19 protein-coding genes are annotated in these 22,249 nt (G+C 68.4%); 9 read left to right on the top strand and 10 right to left on the bottom strand.

The window, feature by feature from the left end:
• Nucleotides 1-98 precede the first annotated feature (98 nt).
• Nucleotides 99-1,010, top strand: coding sequence for a LysR family transcriptional regulator (locus tag METUNV2_RS0108985; protein ID WP_018229139.1), 912 nt, complete (start codon nt 99-101; stop codon nt 1,008-1,010).
• Nucleotides 1,011-1,024: 14 nt separating this feature from the next.
• Here METUNV2_RS0108985 and METUNV2_RS0108980 read toward each other — a convergent pair whose 3' ends face one another.
• The 3 genes from METUNV2_RS0108980 to METUNV2_RS19030 are packed head-to-tail and all read right to left on the bottom strand — an operon-like array spanning nt 1,025 to nt 2,887.
• On the bottom strand, nt 1,025-1,336 hold the full coding sequence (locus METUNV2_RS0108980) for a DUF2149 domain-containing protein (protein ID WP_018229138.1): 312 nt from the start codon (nt 1,334-1,336) through the stop codon (nt 1,025-1,027).
• Nucleotides 1,333-1,851 carry a MotA/TolQ/ExbB proton channel family protein gene (locus tag METUNV2_RS0108975; protein ID WP_018229137.1) on the bottom strand — a complete coding sequence of 173 codons (519 nt, stop codon included), beginning with the start codon at nt 1,849-1,851 and terminating at the stop codon, nt 1,333-1,335. Before METUNV2_RS0108975 ends, METUNV2_RS0108980 begins: the two co-directional genes overlap by 4 nt.
• Before the next feature lie 43 nt (nt 1,852-1,894).
• Entirely contained in the window at nt 1,895-2,887 is a 993-nt protein-coding gene (locus tag METUNV2_RS19030) for an SEL1-like repeat protein (RefSeq protein ID WP_018229136.1), read from the bottom strand.
• A 325-nt stretch (nt 2,888-3,212) separates the two neighbouring features.
• On the opposite strand from METUNV2_RS19030, the gene ovoA reads away from it, so the two are divergent.
• A complete protein-coding gene (gene ovoA / locus METUNV2_RS0108965) occupies nt 3,213-5,342 on the top strand; it encodes a 5-histidylcysteine sulfoxide synthase (RefSeq protein WP_026188010.1) in 2,130 nt (709 codons plus the stop codon).
• Nucleotides 5,324-6,514 carry a MalY/PatB family protein gene (locus METUNV2_RS0108960; RefSeq protein WP_018229134.1) on the top strand — a complete coding sequence of 397 codons (1,191 nt, stop codon included), beginning with the start codon at nt 5,324-5,326 and terminating at the stop codon, nt 6,512-6,514. The genes ovoA and METUNV2_RS0108960 overlap by 19 nt, the downstream gene beginning before the upstream one ends.
• Before the next feature lie 18 nt (nt 6,515-6,532).
• On the opposite strand, the gene METUNV2_RS0108955 is transcribed toward METUNV2_RS0108960, so the two are convergent.
• The 5 genes from METUNV2_RS0108955 to METUNV2_RS0108935 all read right to left on the bottom strand — a co-directional run bounded on the left by METUNV2_RS0108955 (nt 6,533) and on the right by METUNV2_RS0108935 (nt 13,638).
• Nucleotides 6,533-6,874: a thioredoxin family protein gene (locus tag METUNV2_RS0108955; protein WP_018229133.1), complete on the bottom strand. Its 342-nt coding sequence runs from the start codon at nt 6,872-6,874 to the stop codon at nt 6,533-6,535.
• A 143-nt stretch (nt 6,875-7,017) separates the two neighbouring features.
• Complete coding sequence (locus tag METUNV2_RS0108950) at nt 7,018-8,109, bottom strand: LLM class flavin-dependent oxidoreductase (protein ID WP_018229132.1); 1,092 nt, start codon at nt 8,107-8,109, stop codon at nt 7,018-7,020.
• A gap of 34 nt (nt 8,110-8,143) precedes the next feature.
• Entirely contained in the window at nt 8,144-9,268 is a 1,125-nt protein-coding gene (locus tag METUNV2_RS0108945; RefSeq protein ID WP_018229131.1) for an LLM class flavin-dependent oxidoreductase, read from the bottom strand.
• A 217-nt stretch (nt 9,269-9,485) separates the two neighbouring features.
• Nucleotides 9,486-11,954, bottom strand: coding sequence for a TonB-dependent receptor plug domain-containing protein (locus tag METUNV2_RS19025; protein ID WP_198288849.1), 2,469 nt, complete (start codon nt 11,952-11,954; stop codon nt 9,486-9,488).
• Between the two features lie 427 nt (nt 11,955-12,381).
• Entirely contained in the window at nt 12,382-13,638 is a 1,257-nt protein-coding gene (locus METUNV2_RS0108935) for an LLM class flavin-dependent oxidoreductase (protein ID WP_018229129.1), read from the bottom strand.
• 351 nt (nt 13,639-13,989) lie between these two features.
• Between METUNV2_RS0108935 and METUNV2_RS0108930 the strand changes: the two genes are divergently transcribed.
• Nucleotides 13,990-15,036 (top strand): ABC transporter substrate-binding protein, encoded by a 1,047-nt coding sequence (locus METUNV2_RS0108930; RefSeq protein WP_026188008.1) that lies wholly within the window; start codon nt 13,990-13,992, stop codon nt 15,034-15,036.
• 93 nt (nt 15,037-15,129) lie between these two features.
• A complete protein-coding gene (locus METUNV2_RS19020; RefSeq protein ID WP_018229127.1) occupies nt 15,130-16,368 on the top strand; it encodes a sigma-54 interaction domain-containing protein in 1,239 nt (412 codons plus the stop codon).
• A 135-nt stretch (nt 16,369-16,503) separates the two neighbouring features.
• Here the strand turns inward: METUNV2_RS19020 and METUNV2_RS0108920 are convergent, their stop codons facing one another.
• Both METUNV2_RS0108920 and METUNV2_RS0108915 read right to left on the bottom strand, forming a co-directional pair.
• A complete protein-coding gene (locus METUNV2_RS0108920; RefSeq protein ID WP_018229126.1) occupies nt 16,504-17,595 on the bottom strand; it encodes an ABC transporter substrate-binding protein in 1,092 nt (363 codons plus the stop codon).
• Between the two features lie 82 nt (nt 17,596-17,677).
• Complete coding sequence (locus tag METUNV2_RS0108915) at nt 17,678-18,409, bottom strand: class II aldolase/adducin family protein (RefSeq protein ID WP_026188007.1); 732 nt, start codon at nt 18,407-18,409, stop codon at nt 17,678-17,680.
• 565 nt (nt 18,410-18,974) lie between these two features.
• Between METUNV2_RS0108915 and METUNV2_RS0108910 the strand changes: the two genes are divergently transcribed.
• From METUNV2_RS0108910 to METUNV2_RS0108895, 4 genes are read left to right on the top strand one after another with little or no spacing between them, the layout of a single operon-like run.
• A complete protein-coding gene (locus tag METUNV2_RS0108910; protein ID WP_018229124.1) occupies nt 18,975-19,784 on the top strand; it encodes an energy transducer TonB in 810 nt (269 codons plus the stop codon).
• 27 nt (nt 19,785-19,811) lie between these two features.
• The gene (locus tag METUNV2_RS0108905; RefSeq protein ID WP_018229123.1) at nt 19,812-20,570 is read left to right on the top strand and encodes a MotA/TolQ/ExbB proton channel family protein; all 759 of its coding nucleotides are present in this window, start codon (nt 19,812-19,814) and stop codon (nt 20,568-20,570) included.
• Complete coding sequence (locus tag METUNV2_RS0108900) at nt 20,570-20,983, top strand: ExbD/TolR family protein (protein ID WP_008059347.1); 414 nt, start codon at nt 20,570-20,572, stop codon at nt 20,981-20,983. Before METUNV2_RS0108905 ends, METUNV2_RS0108900 begins: the two co-directional genes overlap by 1 nt.
• A gap of 2 nt (nt 20,984-20,985) precedes the next feature.
• Nucleotides 20,986-22,245: an MFS transporter gene (locus METUNV2_RS0108895; RefSeq protein ID WP_018229122.1), complete on the top strand. Its 1,260-nt coding sequence runs from the start codon at nt 20,986-20,988 to the stop codon at nt 22,243-22,245.
• Nucleotides 22,246-22,249: the final 4 nt, after the last annotated feature.

The following is a 22,249-nucleotide window of genomic DNA, read 5'->3' as shown; positions in this document are numbered from 1 at the left end:
ACGACATGCGACGGGATGCAGTATCCGCATTCCACTCAAAGCAATAAATGCACGAAACCGGATAACACTGCTCCGCACAGCGAAGTAATATCCCCGCCATGGATACCCTCAAAGCCATGCGTACTTTCGTCGCCATCGCCGAGCACGGCAGCCTGACCGCGGCCGCCCGCCTGCTCGACAGTTCGCTGCCGGCGGTGGTGCGCACGCTGGCGGCGCTGGAGGCGCATCTGGGCGTGCGGCTGATGAACCGCACCACCCGTCGCGTGGCACTGACCGACGAAGGCCGCAGCTATCTGGAAAGCTGCCGCGGCGTGCTGTCGGCGGTGCAGGACGCGGAAGAAGCGCTGAAGGAAGGCGCAACCGAGCCGTCTGGGCCGCTCACGCTCACCGCGCCGGTGCAGTTCGGCCAGATGCATGTGGCCCCGGCAGTCACCCGCTTCGCGCTGCGCTACCCGAAAGTGAAACTGCGGGTGCTGCTGCACGACCGCGTGGTGAATCTGCTGGAAGAAGGCGTGGATGTGGGCGTACGCATCGGCACGCTCGACGACTCCGGCCTGATCGCGCAGCCGCTGGGCCACATCCGCCGGGTGGTGGTGGCCAGCCCTGCGCTGCTGGCCGCACAGGGCGAACCGGCGCATCCGGACGCGCTGCGCGGCGCGCCCTGCGTGCGCTTCACCGGCGCGGCCAGCCTGTCATGGACTTTCCAGGTGAATGGCCGCGCGCTGCCGGTGCCGGTCGGCGGCAACCTCGAGTTCAACCACATCGCGCCGGCGGTCGATGCCTGCGCCGCTGGCGCCGGTTTCGGCCTTTTCCTGTGCTATCAGGTGCGGCCGCATCTGGCGAGCGGCGCGCTGCGCGTCGTGCTGCGCGACTTCGAACCGCCGCCGCGGCCGGTCAGTCTGGTCTATCCGCACGCCCGGCTGCTGCCCGGCCGCACCCGCTTGCTGGTGGAGTGGCTGAAGCGAGAAATCGTCGACGGCGGCACCGCCTTCGCGCCGGAGCCGGACTGAAGCGGACGCCCCGCTCACTCCGGTACATAGACCAGCGAGCCGTCCTCCATCCGGTAGGCGGTGCCCGCCTTCACGCCGCGGCCGGCACTGGCTTCGCCCTCGCCCTGGAAGCGACTGATGCGGTCGCCCTTCTTGACCACGATTTCCATGTCCTGCTGACCGGGGTTGCGGATGAGCGTGGCGTCGCCGGCGGCGAACGGGCTCAGCGGATGGCTGGCCACCGCGATCAGCAGCGCGGCGATGATGATCAGGAACACGTCGATCAGATTGACCACCGACAGGATGGGATCGTCGTCCTCCGTGTCATCGAGCAGGCGGGTTCTCATCGCGCGGCCTCCGGCAGCAGTTCGTACGGCAGCGCTTCATCGACCGCACGCTCGATCTGCAGCAGGTCGGCGGCGTACCAGCGGCGGCGCACCTGGGCCACCGCGTGGGTGATGGCGGATGCGATCAGCGACAGGATGACCGCCGAAAAGGCCACGCCCAGGCCGCGCGACATGTCAGCCACCTTGCCATCGCCGAGCGCGGCCAGCGCCGGGCCCATCGGAATCATGGTGGCCACCAGTCCGAGCAGCGGCGCCACCCGGGTCGCGATGCGCACGCATTCGAGCCGCTGCGCGGCCAGCACTTCGAGCTCGCCCAGGCTGATGCGCGGGTCAGCGCGCAGCGCCTGGCGCAGTTCGAAGCCGGCCGGCTGGCCGGCCCGGCGCTGCAGTGCCTGCACGATGAAGCTGCCGAGCACGTAGAAGGCGTAGAGGAAAAGTGCTGCGATCACGACCAGCACCGGCAGCATGAAGAGCTGGCTCAGGCCGTAAAGCGCGGTTTCGATCTGCGAGGTCATGCGGATTCCAGTCCTTGACGGGTGTTGAGAAGAAGGCGGGCGCTCAGGCGGCGCGGCGCAGCAGTGGCCGGCGCGGGGCATCCACCGGTCGCGCTGCGGCGGCGCGGGGCCACGGCCGCAGGCGGGCGAGCGCGCCGGCCACGAAGGCGGCCAGCATGGGCAGCAGCCACAGCGGGCTGGCCGGCGTTCCGGCAGCCGGCGCCAGAACACGTTCGACCAGATGCCGGCCGGCCGGCAGGGCCGGGCTTCCGGCCGCGTCCGGCGGCGGAACCGGCAGCGGCCGGATGGCCGTTGCATCGCCCCCGAGGCGTCGCGCGGTCATCGTCTGAGCCGACAGCGGCGGTGCAGGCGGTGCGCCGCGTGCGCCGGCGGTTTCCGATTGCAGTTCGAGCGACAGTTCGCCAGCGGCGGCATCCAGCGCCCGGTCAGCCTCGCTGCCCGGGACCGCCGTGCTGCCGGCCCCTTCGCCGGGTGCATCGCCGACGCCACGACCGGTTTCGTCGCGCACCGCGGTATGGCGGCCGGTGCGCAGGAATTCCTGCGCGGTTTCGTCACCTTCGGCCGCCGCCTCTCGGAACCAGCGCATCGCGGCCTGTTCGTCGCGCAGCACGCCGCGTCCCTGCAGCAGTGCGGTGGCGTAGTGCATCTTGCCCAGCGGGCCGTAGTACGGGTCGCCGCTGGTGGCGGCGCGGTACAGCATGTCGGCGGCCCGGGCGGCATCTTTCGGCACGCCCTGCCCGTTCTCGTACATGAGCGCCTTCCAGATCAGCGCACCGGTGTAACCGGCCGCGATGCACTTGTCGAACACCCGGTTGGCGGTTTCGTGGTCGCCGCACTTGGACAGCAGATAGCCGGCGGCGCAGCTGACCGGCCCGGCCGGCTGGCTGGCGATGTACTGCAGAGACAGTTCGCCGACCGCATTGTCGAGGTCGTCCGGCGAGGCCGGCTTCTGCGCGCCGCCGCAGAACTGATTGTCGGCAAGGGCGATCGGGCAGCCCGCCAGCAAGGGCAGGCAAAGGAGAACGGTACGCAGCATCGGAAGGCGTGCGGAATGGCGACTGCCGCAGTGTCCGGCCCCGGCACGCAGCCGTCATGCACCCTGCACCCGGCAGAGCACGGGCAAAGTCCACGACCTGCCCGGGCACCGCGCAGCCGATGGTGCCGACCGGCCCTCACCGAGTGCACGCCGTGCAGGCACAATGGCGGGCTCAAGCGCCGTCCGGGCATGCGCCGGGGCGGCGAGACGCGATCCGCCTGCCTCCGTGACGGCGCAATGAACTTGACGATGCGCGCACGCGTCAGAGCAGCGGTCGCCGCCAGGCACACGGCCGCTGCACCCATCAATGCCGGAGCACAACAACATGAACGCTCACCAGGACACCCTCTTCCCGCGTACGCCACGGCTCGACACGAGCGATGTGCAGCAGTTGCGCGCCACGCTGCGCGACTACTTCCATGCCACTTTCAGCCGTTACGAACAGCTGTTCGAAGTACTCACCTGCGACGAGGCCTGGACCCGCAAGCCGATCACGCTGCGCCATCCGCTCATTTTCTATTTCGGCCACACCGCCACCTTCTTCGTAAACAAGCTGCTGCTGGCCGGGCTGATCGGCGAGCGGCTCGACCCGCGGCTGGAGTCGATGTTCGCGGTCGGCGTCGATGAAATGAGCTGGGACGACCTGAACGATGCGAACTACGCCTGGCCGACGGTGCAGGCGGTACGCGACTACCGCAACCGGGTACGCGAGACGGTGGACCGGGTGATCCGCGAAGCACCGCTGACCGCGCCCATCCACTGGTCGCACCCGTGGTGGAGCATCGTGATGGGCATCGAGCACGAACGCATCCACCTCGAAACCTCGTCGGTGCTGATCCGCCAGAGCCGGCTCGATTTCGTGCGCACCCACCCGGCCTGGGCGCCCTGTCGCGACGCGGGTGAGCCGCCGGCCAACACGCTGGCGCCGGTGCCGGCCGGCCGCACCGTGCTCGGGCGGCGCCGCGACGACCCGGTCTATGGCTGGGACAACGAATACGAAACCCGCGAAGCTACGGTGGCCGGCTTCGAAGCCAGCCGTCTGCTGGTGAGCAACCGTGAGTACCTCGCCTTCGTCGACGACGACGGTTACCGCAACAACGCCTGGTGGGACGACGAAGGCCGCGGCTGGCGCGACTTCCGGCTGCAGACCGGCATCGACCATCCGGAATTCTGGGTGCGCAGGAGCGACGGCTGGCATCTGCGACTGATGCTGGAAGAGGTGCCGATGCCGTGGAACTGGCCGGTGGAAACCAACTGTCACGAGGCGCGTGCATTCTGTCGCTGGAAGTCGGCGCAGACCGGTCGTACGGTGCGGCTGCCGACCGAAGACGAGTGGTACCGGCTTTACGACGCGGCCGGTGTGGCCGAAGTACCCGCCCAGTCACGGGCGGACGCCAATCTGCACCTCGATCACCACGCCTCGTCCTGTCCGGTCGATCGCCACGCCCACGGCGACTTCTTCGACGTCGTCGGCAATGTGTGGCAATGGACCGAAACGCCGATCTACCCCTTCGCCGGTTTCGAGGTGCACCCGATCTACGACGATTTCTCGACGCCCACGTTCGACGCCCGCCACAACCTGATCAAGGGCGGTTCGTGGATTTCCTGCGGCAACGAAGCGACCCGCGCCTCGCGCTACGCCTTCCGCCGCCATTTCTTCCAGCATGCGGGGTTCCGATACGTGATCAGCGATGCACCGGCCACTGCGCCCAATGTCTATTACGAAAGCGACCGCCAGCTGTCCGAGTACGCCGAATTCCATTTCGGCGACGAGTACTTCGGCGTTCCCAACTTCCCGAAGGCGCTGGCCGACATCGCGATCGAAGCCATGGGTGAGCGCCCGGCGCGGCATGCGCTCGATCTGGGCTGCGCCACCGGACGTGCCAGCTTCGAACTGGCCCGCCATTTCGAACGCGTGACCGGCGTCGACTTCTCGGCCCGCTTCATCAACGCCGGCGTACATCTGGCCGAACAGGGCGAGTTCCGCTACACGCTGGTCGATGAAGGCGAACTGGTGTCGTACAAGACGCGCCGGCTGGCCGACCTCGGCCTGAGCGCGGTCCGTGACCGGGTGGCCTTCATGCAGGGCGACGCCTGCAATCTGAAGTCGGTGCTCACCGGCTACGACCTCATCCTCGCGGCCAATCTGATCGACCGGCTGTACGACCCGGCCGCCTTCCTGAAGGCGGTGCATGAAAGGCTGAACGTCGGTGGCCTGCTGATGATCGCCTCGCCCTACACCTGGCTGGAAGAGCACACACCGCGCGCGGACTGGCTGGGCGGCTACAAGAAGGACGGCGAAAGCTGGACCACGCTGGACGGCCTGAAGGCGGTGCTGGGCACGCACTTCCGCATGGTGAGCGCGCCGCGTGACGTGCCCTTCGTCATCCGCGAAACCCGCCGCAAGTTCCAGCACACGCTGTCCGAAGTGACCGTATGGGAGCGGGTGCGCTGACCATGCATTTCGATTTCGATCACCCGATCGCGCGCGCCGGTACCGCCAGCGTCAAGCACGACGGCCGTGCGACGGTGTTCGGCACCGAGGCGGTCACCCCGCTGTGGGTGGCCGACATGGACTTCGCCGCGCCGCCGGCGGTGACCGAGGCGCTGATCGAACGCGCCCGGCATCCGGTCTATGGCTACACGGTCTATCCGGACGGCGCCTTCGAGGCGCTGGAACGCTGGCTGGCCGCGCGCCACGGCTGGAACGTGGCGCGCGAGCACATCCACTTCTGCCCGGGCGTGGTGCCCACGCTGTACGCCGCAGTACAGGCCTTTACCCGGCCGGGCGACAACGTGATCGTGCAGCCGCCGGTGTATCCGCCCTTCTTTTCCGCCATCCGCGACACCGGGCGGCGCGTGGTGGAAAACCCGCTGATCGAGCGCGACGGCCGCTGGACCATGGATTTCGACCAGCTCGAAGGCTGTGCCGCGCGAGCCGGCTCGAAGCTGCTGCTGCTGTGCTCGCCGCACAATCCGGTCGGCCGGGTGTGGACGCACGAAGAGCTGGACCGCCTGCTGGACATCGCCCGCCGCCACGAACTGGTGGTGCTGGCCGACGAAATCCACGCCGATCTCACCTACCCGGGCGTGCGCCACACGCCGCTTGCCACGCTGGCGCGCAGCGGCGACCGGGTGCTCACCACGGTAGCGCCGAGCAAGACCTTCAACATTCCGGGGCTCGGACTGTCGGCGCTGATCGCCGACGAAGCCGAACGCGACGCGGTGGCGCGCGCCTTCGGCCAGCTGCACGTGAGCGCGTCCAACCCGTTCAGTCTGGCGGCGCTGGAAGCGGCCTACCGCGAAGGCGGCCCCTGGCTCGATGCGCTGATGGCCTATCTCGAAACCACGCGCGACGAAGTGATCGATCTGCTCGCGCACCGGCTGCCGCGCATTCACGCCTACGCGCCCGAAGGCACTTACCTGATGTGGCTGGACTGCCGGCCGCTGGGGCTGGACGACGCCGCGCTGCGCGATTTCTTCATCCACGAAGCCGGCCTCGGCCTGAATCCGGGCACCAGTTTCGGCACCGGCGGCAGCGGCCACATGCGGCTCAATCTTGCGTCGCCGCGCGCAGTCATCCGCGACGCGCTCGAACGGCTGGAACAGGCAGTGTCCAGACGCTGAGCGAGCACCGGCGTCGCGTCAGGGCCGGCGCAGCGTAGACAGCAGCGTCAGCCAGGCCGGCGCCTGGATGGCCGGCAGATCGCCGGCCGCAGCGGTGCGGCACAGACGCTGCAGCGTGTCCGCGAAAGGCGTGATCGGCCCGGCAAAATGGAGCGTGCGGCCATCGCCGGAGGCGATCAGCACGGTGGGGAAATTCTCGATCTCGAGATCCAGATCGTCCAGCAGGTCTTCATGGGTTTCCACGTCGGCCCACACGAAGCCGGCGTCGGGCCACTGGCCGGCGACGCCGTCGAACAGGGCGCGGAAATCACGACAGGTTCCGCACCACTCGGCGCAGAGGCAGACGACGGCAAGACTCATGGCGGACGCACGACAGGGGCTGGAACGACACCGCGTAACGATACCGCCTTTCGGCCACCCTGCTCCTCATTCGCCGCTCATGCCCTCATGCCGCCACGCCATCAGACGGGCAGTCCGGCACCCTGCCGGCGCCGGACGGCACCTCACGCCGCAGCCGATGCGCGGCGAGCCGCATCCTGCTCACGACGGGCCACCGCCTCGCGCACCGCAGGAATGATCCAGCGGCCGTAGTCGATGGCGTCGTACAGCGGGTCATAGCCGCGGTTCAGGAAGGTGGTGACACCGAGGTCGTAATAGGCGAGCAGCGATTCGACGATGGTGTCCGGCGTGCCGACCAGCGAGGTCGAGTCGGTGCCGAAACCGATGGCGCTCGACGTACCGTAGTACAGCGCCCTGTCGTGCACCTCGCCGCGTTCGGCCACGTCGACCTGGCGCTGCGCACCGCCGCTGTGACCGCGGTCGATGCGCGCCACGTTGGCGTCGTGGTTGCGTTTCAGCGTGGCCGCGATGTCTTTCGCCTTGGCCCAGGCCAGGTCTTCGGTTTCGCCGATGATGAGGCGCACCGACAGGCTGACCCGCGGCGCCGCGACACCGGCTTCGGCGGCGATCGCCTTCAGCTTGTCGATGCGTGCCTTGATGTCGACCAGCGGCTCGGCCCACAGCGCGTACAGGTCGGTGTGCTTGACCGCGACGCGGTAGGCGGCGTCGCTCGATCCGCCGAGCGAGATCGGCACATGCGGCTTCTGCAGCGGCTTCAGCGCCGAGAAGGCGCCCTTCACGCGGAAGTACTTGCCCTCGTAATCGAAGGGCGCGTCTTCTGTCCAGCTGCGGCGCACGATGTCGAGGTATTCGTCGGCCTGGGCGTAACGATCGTTCTTGTCGGTCAGCGTGTCCCCGTGTTCAGGCTCGGCGGCATGGCCGGTGATGGCGTGCAGCCGGATGCGGCCGCCGGTGACGTGGTCCAGCGTGGCGAAGGCGCGCGCGGCGACGGTGGGCGCCACCAGGCCCGGGCGATGGGCGATCATGAAGCCCAGGCGCTCGGTCTGCGAGGCGGCATAGGCCGCCAGCACCGCCGGGTCCGGCCCGCCATTGGCGATCAGCACCCGGTCGAAGCCGGCGTGTTCGTGCGCGCGCGCCAGATCGCGCAAATAGTTCAGATCCGGCTTCTGCCCGTAGGCGCCGCGCGGCGCCAGCTGGTTGCGGGGGAACAGCCCCCCGACGAATTCGACAGCCATGGTCGTGTCCTTTTCCGTGATGGGTGGTGGCGTATCAGGCGGCGCTGCGGCGCGCCTGTTCGGCTTTCTGCTGCGCGCGCCGGCGCGCTTCTTCGCGCACCGCCGGAATGATCCAGCGGCCGTAGTCCAGCGTGTCGTGCAGCGGGTCGTAGCCGCGATTCAGGAAGGTGGTGACGCCGATGTCGTGGTAATCGAGCAGCGCCTGCACGACGGTGTCCGGCGTGCCGACCAGCGCGGTCGAGTCGTGCGTGCCGCCGACTGCGCTGGCGGTGGGCATCCACAGCGCACGGTCATGACGCTCGCCGCGTTCGGCGGCGGCCAGAAGGCGCTGGGTGCCGGTGCCCTGCACCCGGCCGGGCACCGGCTGGTGGTTCTTCTTCAGCGCGCCGACGATGTCGTGCGCGCGCTGCCAGGCGATCTCTTCGGTCGGGCCGACGATGAGCCGCACCGACAGGCTGATGCGCGGCGAAGCGACGCCGGCGGCCGCGGCCGCTGCATGCAGCTTGGCCACCTGTTCCTTCGCGTCGACCAGCGGCTCGCCCCAGAAGGCGTAGAGGTCGGCGTGGCGCACCGCGATGTGATACGCGGCGTCCGACGACCCGCCGAAGGAGATCGGAATGTGCGGCGCCTGCAGCGGCTTGATCGGCGAGAAGCCGCCCTTGATGGTGAAGTACTTGCCTTCGTAGTCGAAGGGCTGGTCCGAAGTCCAGGTGCGGCGGACGATGTCGAGGTATTCGCCGGTGCGCGCGTAGCGCGCGTCCTTGTCGACCAGATAGTCGCCGTACTGCGGCTCGGCGGTGATGCCGGTGATGGCATGCAGCCGGATGCGGCCACCGGTGACGTGGTCCAGCGTGGCAAAACTGCGGGCGGCGAGTGTGGGCGCCTGCAGCGCCGGGCGGTGGGCGATCATGAAACCCAGACGCTCGGTCTGCGATGCGGCGTAGGCGGCGATCCACTGCGCGTCAATGCCGTTGGCGATGAGCACGCGGTCGAAGCCGGCGTGTTCGTGCGCGCGCGCCAGATCACGCAGGTAAGCCAGGTCGAAGCCGCTCTGCTGGCCGCCGCCGGGGCCGGCCAGCTGATTGCGGGGAAACAGCCCGCCGACGAATTCGACCTCGCCGGCGTCGTGGGCAACGGTGCCCGATTCGGATGTGCTCATGTGCGGCTCCTGTGGTGTTCTGCGCAGCCGCGCGATGCGGCCGGCCGATGGGCAGCAGTTCAGCAACCGCCGTGCCATCGGCATGCGGAAAAATGCCGCCACGCCGCAGACCGGCCACCCGCAAGGGTGGGCGGCCGCGACGCGGATGATGGCCGCGGCGAACCGGCGGCACGCTGCGTTCATCTGCGCAGCGCGCCGCCGAAAACGCAGCAGCGCCTTACCAGCGGTAGCTCAGCGTGGCGGAGTAGAAGCCACCGGCGCCGGTGATCGGCCCGTTGTTCACATAGGCCGCGCTCTGGAAGGGCAGCAGCAGTTCGCGCGGCAATTTGTTCGGCTTCTCGTTGAACAGGTTGCTGGCGCTCAGCGTGAGGTTCAGGTTGTCGTCGAAGTCATAGCCCACGCTCAGATCGGTCACCCAGATCTTGCCGATGTCGTATTCGATCTCGCGCACCGGCGGACTCACCGACGCCGAGGTGAAGGCGATGCGCTTGATTTCGCCGAACCAGGTCTGACGCAGCTGCGCCGACCAGCGCTCCTTCTTCCAGTTCACCGTGAAGATGGCTTTCTGCCGCGGCGCCAGATAGCGCAGCGTGTTCTGCGCCGCCTCGCTGAACACCGGCACGTTCAGCGCGGCGAGCACGCCCGGCGTACTGGCGATGTCGGTCACTTCTGTGCTGTTGTGGTTGTAGGCCGCCGACCAGCGGAACAGACCTGCATCCTTGAGCCGGAAACTGCCATCCAGCGTCACATCGACACCGCGGGTGCGGCTGTCGGCAGCGTTGATGAAGTAGGACACCGAATCGTTCGGATTCAGGCCGGCCGCCGCCACCAGCGCACCGGCGCCCGGGTACAGCGCTTCACGGATGGCGGTCGAGCGGGCGATGCGGTCCTTCACGTCGATCTGGTAGGCGTCGACCGCCAGGTTCACCTTGTCGGTCAGCCGCGCGGTGAAGCCCAGGCTCACGTTCACCGACGTTTCCGGCTTCAGGTCCTTGGCGCCGAGCGCGCGCGCCTCCGGCGAATCGACCTGGAAGGTGTAGCTGGTGAAGTCGTTGGTGACGCTGATGCTGCGGAAGGACTGTGCCGCCAGCGCCGGCGCGTGGAAGCCGGTGCTCAACGTGCCGCGCAGCGCGAAGGCGGGCGTCACGTCCCAGCGCGATGACAGGCGGCCGGTTTCGGTGCCGCCGAAATCCGAATAGTCCTCGACCCGGCCGGCCACATCGACCACCCAGTTCTGCGCCGGCTTCAGCGTCAGGCCGCCGTAGACCGAGCGGCTGTTGCGCGTGGCATCGACCACGTCCTCCGGACGGATGCCGGAATCCGCCTGCGAGCCGGAAAAGCCCCGCCCCAGTGCGGTGCCGGCGCGCGGACCGTCCAGCACCGACTGGCCGCCGTGGCCCCAGGACTGGAAATCGCCCGCCTTGTTCTCGAAGGTTTCGCGGCGGTATTCGGCGCCGACCGACACGTCGGCCGGCACGCCGAGCAGCCCGTCCTTCAGCGTGCGCCGCAGATCGAGGTTGGTGGTCCATGCGCCATAGCGGCGTTCGCCCAGGAAGAAGTCGGTCTGGCTCTGCAGGCCGAAGGTCGGGCTCACCGAGTTGTAGACATAGCTTTCGATCGCGCTGCGTCCGTAACCCGAACTGACATCCCAGCCCCAGCCGAACAGGTCCTCGCCGCGCAGGCCGGCAGTGACCGCGTAGTCGTTCTCCTTGATGCCTGAGAAAGGCGTGAAACCGTCCGGATAGATCGCACGCACGTTCTCGTCGCGCGACGGATGGCGGAAGTACTGCGGCGAGCGGCCGGTGCGGTGGGCGTAGGTGAACACGCCGTACAGCTCGACATCGCCGTTGATCGGCAGGCCGATATCGACCAGGCCGGAATACAGCGTGGATTCCTGTATGCCGCCGATGCCGAACACCGGATTGTTATTGCGCGTCGCTTCGCGCGGGTCGGGTGTGGCACCGGCCGGCAGCCGCGGGTTCGACGCCAGACTGCCGGCCGGCGCCACCGGCACGCCGCCCACGGTCGGGAAGTAATAGAGGAAGGACGACGGCACCGGGAAGTCGCGGAAAGCCGGCTGCTGGTCGTCGATCTGTCCGGCGATGTGCACGTGGCCGCCGTTGCCGATGGCGAAACCGGCGTCGCCGCGCAGCTGCCAGGTCGTGCCGTCGCCCTTGTAATGCTCGCCGCCGCGTATCGACAGGCTGCCGCCCTCCGGCTGCTTCTTGGTGATGATGTTGATGACGCCGGCAATGGCGTCCGAACCGTAGAGCGCGGAGGCGCCGTCGCGCAGTACCTCGATGCGCTCGACCGCACCGCTCGGAATCAGCGCCAGATCGGCACCGGCCGAAGTTGCGAAGCCGCCGGCGCCGAGCAGCGCGGTGCCGTGGCGGCGCTTGCCGTTGATCAGCACCAGCGTGTGATCCGGATTCAGGCCGCGCAGCTGCGGCCCGCGCACCAGCACACCACCGCCGAAGGTGTTCTGCACCGGCAGGTTCAGCGAAGGCAGCAGCGTGGCCAGCGTTTCCAGCAGATTGGGCTTGTTGGCCAGTTCGATGTCGGTGGTGGTGAGCACATCGATCGGCGTCGGACTGCTGTCCACCGTGCGCGTCACCCCGCGCGCACCGGTCACGATCACCGCCCCCAGCCCCGGTTCGCTGTCCTCCGCCGCAAATGCTGAAGCCATCTGTGCCGCCAGCACCCCGACCGCCGACCAGCGCAGCGCGCGCCGCCTTCTTCCTGTTTCTTGCATCTGACTTCCCCGATCCGATTGAGTTATGACGCTGTCCGCACAGCGCTTTGCGCACAAACCGACGGCCTGGCCATCCATTCGTGCGCAAATCGACAGCGCGGAATGCGGCGGCGCCGTGGCGGCATCCGCAGCGGAGCAGGCAGCGAAAGACATGCCAAACCGCTGCGCCGGCAGGCCTCATTTACATTTCAGCGGGGTTATGAAAACTCTTGAATAACAATGCACTGGGCGCGCATTGCGGACATCGGAAACGAAAGAAAAAAGCCCCGCCGGACCCGGCGGGGCTTTCGGTGCATCAGTCATTCCCCCATCTCGACGGAATGGTGATCGCAACCCGTGGTCGTTCCTGCGGAACCGGTGCTCAGCCGTTGGCGCCGCTGTGCCGCTGTTTCGGATCGAGGCCGCTGGCAAAGGCGAGCGGACGTTCGAAGCCGTCGCCGGCCGCCGCATCGTCATTGGCCGGCACGCGGGCGCCCACGCGCTCGCTGCGGAAGTGCGGAAGGATGTGTTCGCCGATGCGGTAGGCCTCTTCCAGATGCGGGTAGCCGGCGATGAAGAACAGCGAAATGCCCAGCGCCTGGAATTCGCGGATGCGCTCGACGATGGCGGCGTAATCGCCGACCAGCGCGAAGCCCGGCGGAATGCCGATGTAGCCGTAACCGGCCCACAGATTGGGCGCGATGAACAGGTCGTCGAAGTCACGCACTTCCTTGTCGTGGTACAGCTTGCGGCGCTTCTGGAAGGTGGGCGACAGCTGTTCGGTGATGGACGCGACCACATCGACCACGCCGGCCGCCACGCCCTCGTCAAAGATGCGCTTCGCCTCGGCACGCGCCTCGGCATCGGTGGCGCGCGCGATCACGTCCACCGACAGGCCGAACTGGATGTTGGTGCGGCCGTACTTCAGCGCGCGTTCGCGCACGTCGCGGATGTGCTCGGCGACGATGGCCGGGTCTTCCGCCAGCAGCAGATAGTAGTCGGCGTGCTGCGCTGCGAATTCCTTGGCCGCGTCCGACGCCCCTGCGGTGCAGATGCGCGGGATCGGCGCCTTGCGCAGCGGACCGCGCAGACCACCGCCGCTGGCGCTGTAGTACTTGCCCTGGTAGGTGAAGGATTCCGAGCCGAAATAGCCGCGCACCGCATGCACGAATTCGCCGGCCCGCTCGTAGCGCTCGTCGTGCGGCAGCTCGTCGCCGATGGCGCGCTGCGCCGCCTCCGAACTGCCCTGGATGATGTTCCACACCAGCCGTCCGCCGGTCGCGCGCTGGTAGGTGGCGGCCGCCTGCGCTGCGTTCCACGGACTGGTCGAACTCGGGTGGAAGGCGGCGACGAACTTCAGGCGCTTCGTTTCGCGCGCCAGCAGCGAAGACACGATCCACGGCTCTTCGCCGAACTGGGTATTCACCATCAGCACGCCGTCGAAACCTGCGATTTCGGCGCCGCGGGCGATCTGCGACAGGTAGTCGATATAGGTGAAGTCGTCGCCGACCGCGAAGTTCGATACTGCGCCGGTGCCCGGGCGCGACGGGTTGTTCCAGTCGCCGCGGTTGCGCGGGTCGCCCGGCAGGTGGAAGGTTTCGCCGTGCAGCGGCAGGCGGGTGAAGAATTCGATGCTCATGTCCGGGTCCGTCCATTCAGTGGATGCTGCGCCGCACTGGCGACGCACCCGGCTTCAGCAGCATCCATGCCATGCGCAAAAGCCTCGACTCGCCCTCACCCGCTCCACCGGCTGCGCAGATCGGCGCAGGCACCCGCCCGGGTGCGGCGCGGGATCGGCAGCGCCACCGGCCACTGCAGCAAAAGCGACAGCGAGCTCCCAGCACAACGGCATTCCGGTGACGAAGATCACGGATGAGCACTGGCACGCAACGTGCTGACGGCCACAGCCGTTGCCTGCGCACTGCACGCGCACCGGAACCCGCCCTCCTTCAACGACTCACAGCCGGCCTACGCCCGTACGACACCGTTCATGAACGCGCCCCAGCACCGCAGCCCTGCCCCCGAAACCCTCTGGTACGCCCGCGGCCCGGTACCGACGCCGCTGGGCATCGCCGCCCAGCAGGGCTGGCTGAACCAGGCCTTTTCCCAGTTCGGCACCGAAGCGCACGCGCTGTCCGAATCCGGCGATCCGGCGGTGCGCCAGTCCTTCTACGACCACACCCAGCCGAATTCGGTACGCCAGAGCGGCAGCATCGCCGCGCTGTGGGCGCACGCCCGTGGCAGCGACACCCGGCTGATCGGCCTGACCTGGACCGACGAATACCAGGCGGTGATCGCGCTGCCCGAATCCGGTATCCGCACGGTGAGCGACCTGCGCGGGCGGCGCATCGGCCTGCCGCGGCATGTCGAGCGCACCGTGGACATCTTCCGCATCTCCGCATTGCGTGGCTGTCTGAACGCGCTCGCCACCGAAGCGATCGCCGAGTCTGAGGTGGAGTGGGCCGACATCGATGTGCGCGCGCCCGACAGCCCGACACTGCACGAGCCCCATCCCTACACCGCCGAAGCGCGTGCGCTGCTGCGCGGCGAAGTCGATGCCATTTTCGTGAAAGGTTCGCAGGGCGCCGAAGTGAGCCACTGGCTGGCGGCGCACACGGTGATCGACATCGGCCGCCACCCGGACCCGGCGCTCCGCTGCAACAACGGCACGCCGCGCACGCTGACGGTAGACGCCGCGCTGCTGGACAACTACCCGCAGCTGGTCGAACGGGTGCTGCGCGAAGTGCAGCGCGCCGCGCAGTGGGCCGAAAACAATCCGCTGCTCACCCGCCAGTTCATCGCGCGCGAAACCCGCAGCAGCGAATACTGGGCCGCCCACGCCTATGGCGAAGACGTGCATCGCCACATGCACACCACGCTGGAGCCAGTGTATGTCGATGCGCTGCAGCGCTACGCCGATTTCCTGTCGGCGCGCGGCTTCATCGCGCGCGCGGTGGACGTGCGTGGCTGGATCAGCGACGCGCCGCTGGCCGCGCTGCGCGCATCCGCCCCGCAGGGCGCCAGCTACGCGCGCTGAGGCCGGCAGCGCGCCGGCCTTTTCAGTCAGGCGAATAATCTCAGCAGGGATTCTTCGTTCGCATCTGCTGCACCGCAAACTAGCATCCGGTGCATGAACGACATTACCCGCCCCCCGCAGTCGCCGGATGCACCGACCCTGATCGCGTTCGAAAATCCGCAGGAACTGAGCCTGTTGATCCGCGCGACCGCGGTCGTGTTCGCCGATCCGAAGTCGAAGGCCCTGCTGTCGCGCATCGAGCGCATCGCGCCCAGCGACGCCACCGTGCTCATCACCGGTGAAACCGGTACCGGCAAGGAACTGGTGGCCCGCCACGTGCATGCGCTGAGCCACCGTCGCAGCGCGCCCTTCGTCGCCATCAACTGCGGCGCCTTCTCGGAAACGCTGATCGAGAGCGAACTGTTCGGCTACGAGCGCGGTGCCTTCACCGGCGCCATGCAGAGCCGCGCCGGCTGGTTCGAGACGGCGCACGGCGGCACCCTCTTCCTGGACGAGATCGGCGACCTGCCGCTGCCGATGCAGGTGAAGCTGCTGCGCGTGCTGCAGGAGCGCGAAGTGGTGCGGGTCGGTTCGCGCAAGCCGATTCCGATCGACGTGCGGCTGATCGCCGCCACCAACGTGAAGCTGCAGCAGGCGGTGGAAGCCGGACATTTCCGCGAGGACCTGTACTACCGGCTGCAGGTGATTTCCCTGCCGCTGGTGCCGCTGCGCGACCGGCCGCTGGACATCCTGCCGCTGACCGAACACTTCATGAAGCTGTACAGCAGGCAGCTCAGGCTGCACAACGTGAAGCTGTCGGACGGCGCGCTGCAGGCGCTGCAGTCCTACCCGTGGCCGGGCAATATCCGCGAACTGGAAAACGTGGTCCATCGCGCGCTGCTGGTGTGCCACAACGGCGAAGTGCTGGAAGCCGACCTGCAGCTGCCTCAGCTGGGCCAGATGGTGCAGCTGCGCCGGAACGAAAGCCGCGTCGACGCACCGCCCGCTCCGGTCGTGGCGGCACAGCCCGCACTGGCACCCGCCGCCGGCGAGGCCACCGACAGCCCGCCCGACCCGGCCGTCGATCCGCTGGAGCGGAATTTCCGCGCGGCACTCGCCACCCTGCTGGACGCCGGCCGCCCTGACCTGCTGTCCACGCTGATGGACTGGATCGTGCGCGACGCCTACACCGTCGGCGCCGGCAACCAGATCCGCACCGCGCAGCTGCTCGGCATCAGCCGCCACGTGCTGCGCACCCACCTGCGCCGCAGCGGCCTGCTTGCCTCGCAGACCGACGGCAGTGACGAGGACGAAGGCGCCGAAGCGGGCGACGCGCTGGCGGAATCGCTCTGACGGCGCGCCTCGGAGGACGCGGCGCTCGCGCCGCGATCGATCCGCTCCCCCGCATGTCTGCTGGCTACTGAAAAGAAAGGGCCCCCCTCGGGGTGCCCTTTTCATTTCAGCCTCACTGCATGCTGTCCAGCCGGCTCACGCCGCCTTGCGTTCTCCGCGCAGCAGTTCGAGCGCGGCTTCCAGCGGGCGGCGATCGATCCACGCGTCGAAGTCGAAGTCGCGGTCGAGGAAGCCGTAGGCCAGCAGGAAGTCGCGCTGGCGGCGGAACAGCTCGACCTTCTCGTCCGACAGGTCCGGATGCAGCGACAGGTGGAAGTCGTTGCGGTAGGCCGCGGCCACGCCGTCGTCACCGGAGCGGGTTTCCGCCTTCAGGATTTCGCGCACTTCCGGCAGATGGGTGGTGGCCCAGTCGGCCGCACGCAGGGTCTGTGCGAGGAAGCGCACCACGATGTCGAAGTGCCTGTCCAGCGTGTCCTGATGCACCGTGATCGGACGCGGCGTACCGTTATTCACGCGGTGGCGGCGGTCCTCGAAGGCATCGAGATCGATGCCGACCACGACACCGGCCGCACGCGCGGCATCCACTGCCGACGCGCCCTTCACATACACCGCATCGACCTTGCCCTCGACCAGGTCGGCGATGCCTTCCCACAGCCGGCTCAGGCCACGCGACGGATCGCCGGTGGCGGTGTCACGCGCCGGCGAGCCGCCGGAACCGACCTCGACCAGCTTCACGTCGTCAAACGTGAGGCCGGCGACCGCCAGTGCGCCCTTGTAGCCGGCCAGCGACATCGCGCGGGCGATGCTGCGGCCGCGGGTGGTCGGCGTGATCGGGAATTCGGTCAGGCGCGGCAGCGCGAGGCGCTTGCCCTTCAGATCGGCCGGCGACGTGATGCCGGCATCCGGACGCACCAGAATGGCCTGGGCTTCGTCTATCCAGGTCAGGCCGATCAGGCGGGTCGGCGCGCCCTGGGCGCGGGCGGCGATGGCCAACAGATTGCCGCCCTCGCGGATCAGGCCCGGCAGTTCATGGTCGTAGTGGTGGCGCGCCAGCTCGCGGCCGGCGTTTTCCTGCAGCGTGGACACCGGCAGGTTGTCGCGCGCGAATTCCTCCTCCAGCCAGCCCAGCTTGTAGGCCAGGCCGGTGGCGGTGGGCACCGGGCAGCGGGTGAACCAGACGCGCTCGAGCGCAGTGCCCGCCTGGGCGGTTTCGGTCTGTACGGTCATCGGTCGTGCTCCTCGATATTGTTGCGTTGGGTGCAGTCAGGCGCCGGCCGGCAGACCGGCGCCCTGCAGTGCGGAATGCGGATCAGAGATCGCTCGGGCGCAGCAGGCCCAGCGAACCCGCCTTTTCGTACAGACCGGCCATCTTCCATTGCTGCTTCAGCACGCCCGGGCCGTAGTCGCGCGAACCACCGATGGCTTCGGCTTCGAGCTGGATGCGCGCGCCTTCTTCCAGCAGCAGGATGAATTCCGCGGTCTTGCGCAGGCCTTCGCGGCCCCACACGGTGGAGCCGCCGTTGGCTTCAAGGATGGCGGTGTGGTGGATGTCCTGCTTCAGCACGTCGAGGATGAAATCCACCTCCTGCTGACGGCGGTCGATATAGACCGGCAGTTCGCGGATCAGGTTGTAGCGCTGCACCGGCACGTAGCGGATGGGCAGCGTGCGGTGGGTCTGCGCCCACGCACCCAGCGCCGGCGAGTGCACGTGCGAAATGGTGGTCACGTCCGGGTGCTGCTCGAACAGCTTCTGGTAGCGCTTGGCGCCGGCGCCGCTCTTGCCCAGATAGACCGTGCCGTCGAAACCCACCACGGTGGCGCGCACCGGCTGGCCGCGGTTGAACGGGCCCGGATAGTTCACCGTCACCAGCTTGTCGCCGTCCGGCGTGCGCTCGACGAAACCCACGGTGCCATTGGCGGTGATGGTGCCGGTTTCACGGAACACCTCGAAGGCCAGCGTCGCCTCCTCCTTCACCTTCTGCACGAATTCTTCCAGTTCGCTGCTCAGGCCCACGCCTGCGTCTGCTTCTGCGACTGCCATGTGAATCTCCTGTCTGTCATCTGCACGGTGGTCGCGCCGGCCGCTGCCGGGCGCGAAGCCGTTCATGCGATGCATGCACGGCGCATCGGCCGTTTGGCAATTTCGGTGCCAGTCGCCGCAACGCGCTCGGCATCGGGCGCGCAAACCCATGAGCGGAAAGGGAAAGCGCGCCGCCGGCGGCTGCCGGAATCATGCCAACGACATAAAACGACCACCCTGAGCCGCTGCGCCGATCCGCACCGCGCGCCCGCCGTCGTGCGCAAACCCGCATGGCCTGCCGCATTCCGCGCAGCAGGCTGCAGCGGGCCGGCACGCTGTTCGCGATTCGGCAGCACTGCGGCCAGTGCCGCGCACGCTGCGCCGATTCGCGCAGCAGGAATCGTCATATCGATTGCACGCCTGCGTGAAAGCAAGGCGGATCAAGGGTTTGCGCGCACATCCACCGACAGGCACGGACATTGCACAGAGGGTGCGTAGCGACTGTGGTCGCAAGGATTTACGCATTGAAATTCACGCATCGAAGGAGAACCGCCATGAACGCATGCCACCGGCACCGGAGCACCGCATGAGCGCCGTGATACAGGCCATCGATCTCGGCCTGCCGGCCCAGGCCCGTCTGCCTGACGCCGCGCGGCGCAGCGGGCCGCCACACGCGTCGGCCCGCACCACGCAGGTCAGGCCGCTGGTGTCGGCCGCGCCCGAGGGCCGTTCGCCGCTGCCGGTGTGGCTGCTGATCAGCCTGGTGGTGGTGGGCGCACACGCGGTGGTGGTGGGCGCAAAGCTCGGTACCTCGCAGCCGGCGCCCGCGCGCAACGAAGTGCTGGTCGAACTGGTGAAGCCGGTGGTGGTGCCGCCGCAGCAGAAGCCGGAGCCGCCCAAACCGAAGCCCGAGCCGCCCAAGGTGGTGAAGAAACAGGCATCGCCGCCACCGCCCCAGCCGGCACCGGCGCTGCGCACGCCGGTGGCGAGCGAGGTGATTCCGGCCGACGCGGTGGTGATCCAGGAGAACACCACCGCCGCGCACACCACCGGTCCGGTGGTCGCCGCGCCGCCGGCACCGCCAGCCCCCGATCCGGTGAAGGAAGAGCCGGTGACCGAGCCGAATGCCTATGCGTCCTACCTGAGCAATCCGCCGCCGGAATACCCGTCGTTCGCGCTGCGCCAGGGCTGGGAAGGCAAGGTGATCCTGCGGGTGCGGGTGCTGGCCAGCGGCAAGCCGTCGGCGGTCGAGGTGAAGACCAGCAGCGGCCGCAAGTCGCTGGACGAAGCCGCGGTCGCCGCGGTGCGCGGCTGGACCTTCGTGCCCTCCAAGCGCGGCAGCACGCCGATCGACGGCTGGGCCACGGTGCCCATCGAATTCAAGCTTTCAAACTGAACACGCTTTCAACACGAGGAATACGGCATGTCACTCTTCAACTCCGATATCGAAATCCCGACCACGCTGCTGGTCGAAGCCACGCTGTGGGTGCTGGTCGCCTTCTCGGTCGCGACCTGGACCCTCATCCTGATCAAGGGCATCCAGAACTGGCGCGTGAGCCGCCAGAACCGCCAGTTCCGTACCGACTTCTGGCATGCGCCCAATCTGCAGGCAGCGTCCGAACTGGATGGCCACGACGGCCCGATCGCCCGCCTTGCCCGCGCCGGCTTCGCCTCGCTGGGCGACGCTGACCGCCACAGCGATCTCGAGCACAGCGGCGACCGTCAGGACCAGCTGGAGCGCGCGCTGCGCCAGCAGTACCAGAAAGAACGCCGCGGTCTGGAAGCCGGCCTGGCGGTGCTCGCCAGCATCGGCAGCACCGCGCCTTTCGTCGGTCTGTTCGGCACCGTGTGGGGCATCATGCAGGCGCTGGTGGACATCGGCAAAAACGGCTCGGCCAGCCTGGAAGTGGTGGCCGGCCCGATCGGCGAAGCGCTGATCGCTACCGGCGTCGGCATCGCGGTCGCGGTGCCGGCGGTGCTCGCCTACAACGTGTTCCTGCGCCGGGTGAAGGCAGTGTCAGCCGACATCGACGATTTCTCGGCCGACCTCATCAATCTGTCGCGCCGTGCCGGCTTCCGTGTCGGCCGCGGCACTTCGGACAGCGCCTCCCCTGCCCGCCCGGCCGATCCGCGTGCCGCCCACGGCGCCGACACGCCGGCCCTGCGCGAGGTGTTCGCATAATGGCCATCTCGTCCGCTGCCGATCAGGACGAGGTCCTGAGCGAAATCAACATCACCCCGCTGGTCGATGTGATGCTGGTGCTGCTGGTCGCCTTCATCGTGACCGCGCCGCTGCTGAACAACGCGGTCAAGGTGAATCTGCCCAAGACCGCCGCCACCCAGCCGCCGGAACAGAAGGCGCCGCCGGTCACGGTCAGCGTCGATGCCGCCGGCAAGGTGTACATCGACCGCGACGAGGTGGCGCAGTCGGCGCTGGAAGGCGCGCTGCGCAGTCGCGTGGCCGCCAATCCGGATCTCACGCTGCACCTCAGTTCGGACGAGGCGGTGGCCTACGGCAATGTCGCGAAGGTGATGGCGTCGATCGAACGCGCCGGCGTCACCAAGCTGGCCGTGCTCACATCGACCGGCGAGTGAACATGCACGACACGCGTCCCCCGGGCGCGGCCCGGGCGGACGCCCCGGCGCCGCAGCCGGGCAGGCCTCCGGTCGGCGACCGGTTCCTGCCCGGCTTTCTGTTTCTGACCGTGCTCGGCGGCATGACCATAGGCCTGGGCAAGGTGGCGACCACGCTGTTCGCGCTGGAACTGGGCGCCACCGGCGGCGAGATCGGCTTCATTTCGGCCGCCGAATCGCTGGGCATGATGCTGGTCACCGTACCCGCCGGCTTCATCATCGCGCGCTACGGCGCGCGCCGCGTCTACTTCACCGCCAGTATGGGGCCGGCGGTGCTGTCGCTGCTGCTGCCGTGCGCACCGCTGTGGTGGCTGCTGGCCGCCGGGCGGGGGCTGATCGGCCTGTGCATTCCGTTCCGCATCGTGTCGATGAACAGCAGCTTTCTCGAAAAGCTGCGCACGCTGGGCCCGTCCAGAACCGGCTGGTACCGCGCCACCAACTCGATCGGCATCGCGATGATCGGTCCGGCCGTGGCGCACGCACTGATCAGCCGCCACGGCCCGGTACTGGCCTTCGCCACCTGCGCACTCGCCTTCCTGCTGCTGGCGCTGCTCGGACGCGTGCTGCTGCCGGCGGCCGAAACGCTGCCGCCGTCAGCAAGCGCCGGCACCGACGCCGGGGTACTGCGGCAGATCCGTGCGCTGCTGGCCGACCGCGTGGTGCTGGAAAGCTGTCTGATCGAATACCTGAGCAGTTCGACCTCTTCGCTGCACGGCACTTTCATTCTGGTGGTGGCCATCGCCGGCCTCGGCCTGCCGCAGGGCGAGGCGGTGCAGCTGGTGATGACCCACGGCGTGGCGTCGGTCAGCGCCCTGTTCCTGCTCGGTGCGCTGCTGCACCGGCTGCCGCGTCCGCTCGCCTATGGCGCGAGCTTCACGCTCGCCTGCTGCGGCCTGCTGCTGCTCGGCACCGGCCGCGACTTCGTCACGCTGGCGGCCGGCGGCATTGCGCTGGCCAGCGGCTCGGCGCTCATCCATCTGGTGAACATGGACCAGATGAGCCGCCACCCGATCTCGAAAAGCAAGATTTCCGGGCTCTACAGCCTGGCCCAGATGAGCGGCAATTTTTCCGGCGCGCTGATCGGCGGGCTGCTCGCCCACATCGTGTCGCCGCAGCAGGTGTTCATCGCCTGGCTGCCGGCGGTGTGCGCCGGCGCACTGCTGCTGTGGCGGCGCGCCCGCCGCCCGGCCCTGCCGGACACGCTGTCCACCTCGCATTCCTGATTTC

Origin of the sequence: Methyloversatilis universalis EHg5, assembly GCF_000378945.1 — a bacterium.
Taxonomy (GTDB): domain Bacteria; phylum Pseudomonadota; class Gammaproteobacteria; order Burkholderiales; family Rhodocyclaceae; genus Methyloversatilis; species Methyloversatilis universalis_A.
This window is presented reverse-complemented; position numbering and strand designations above follow the sequence as displayed.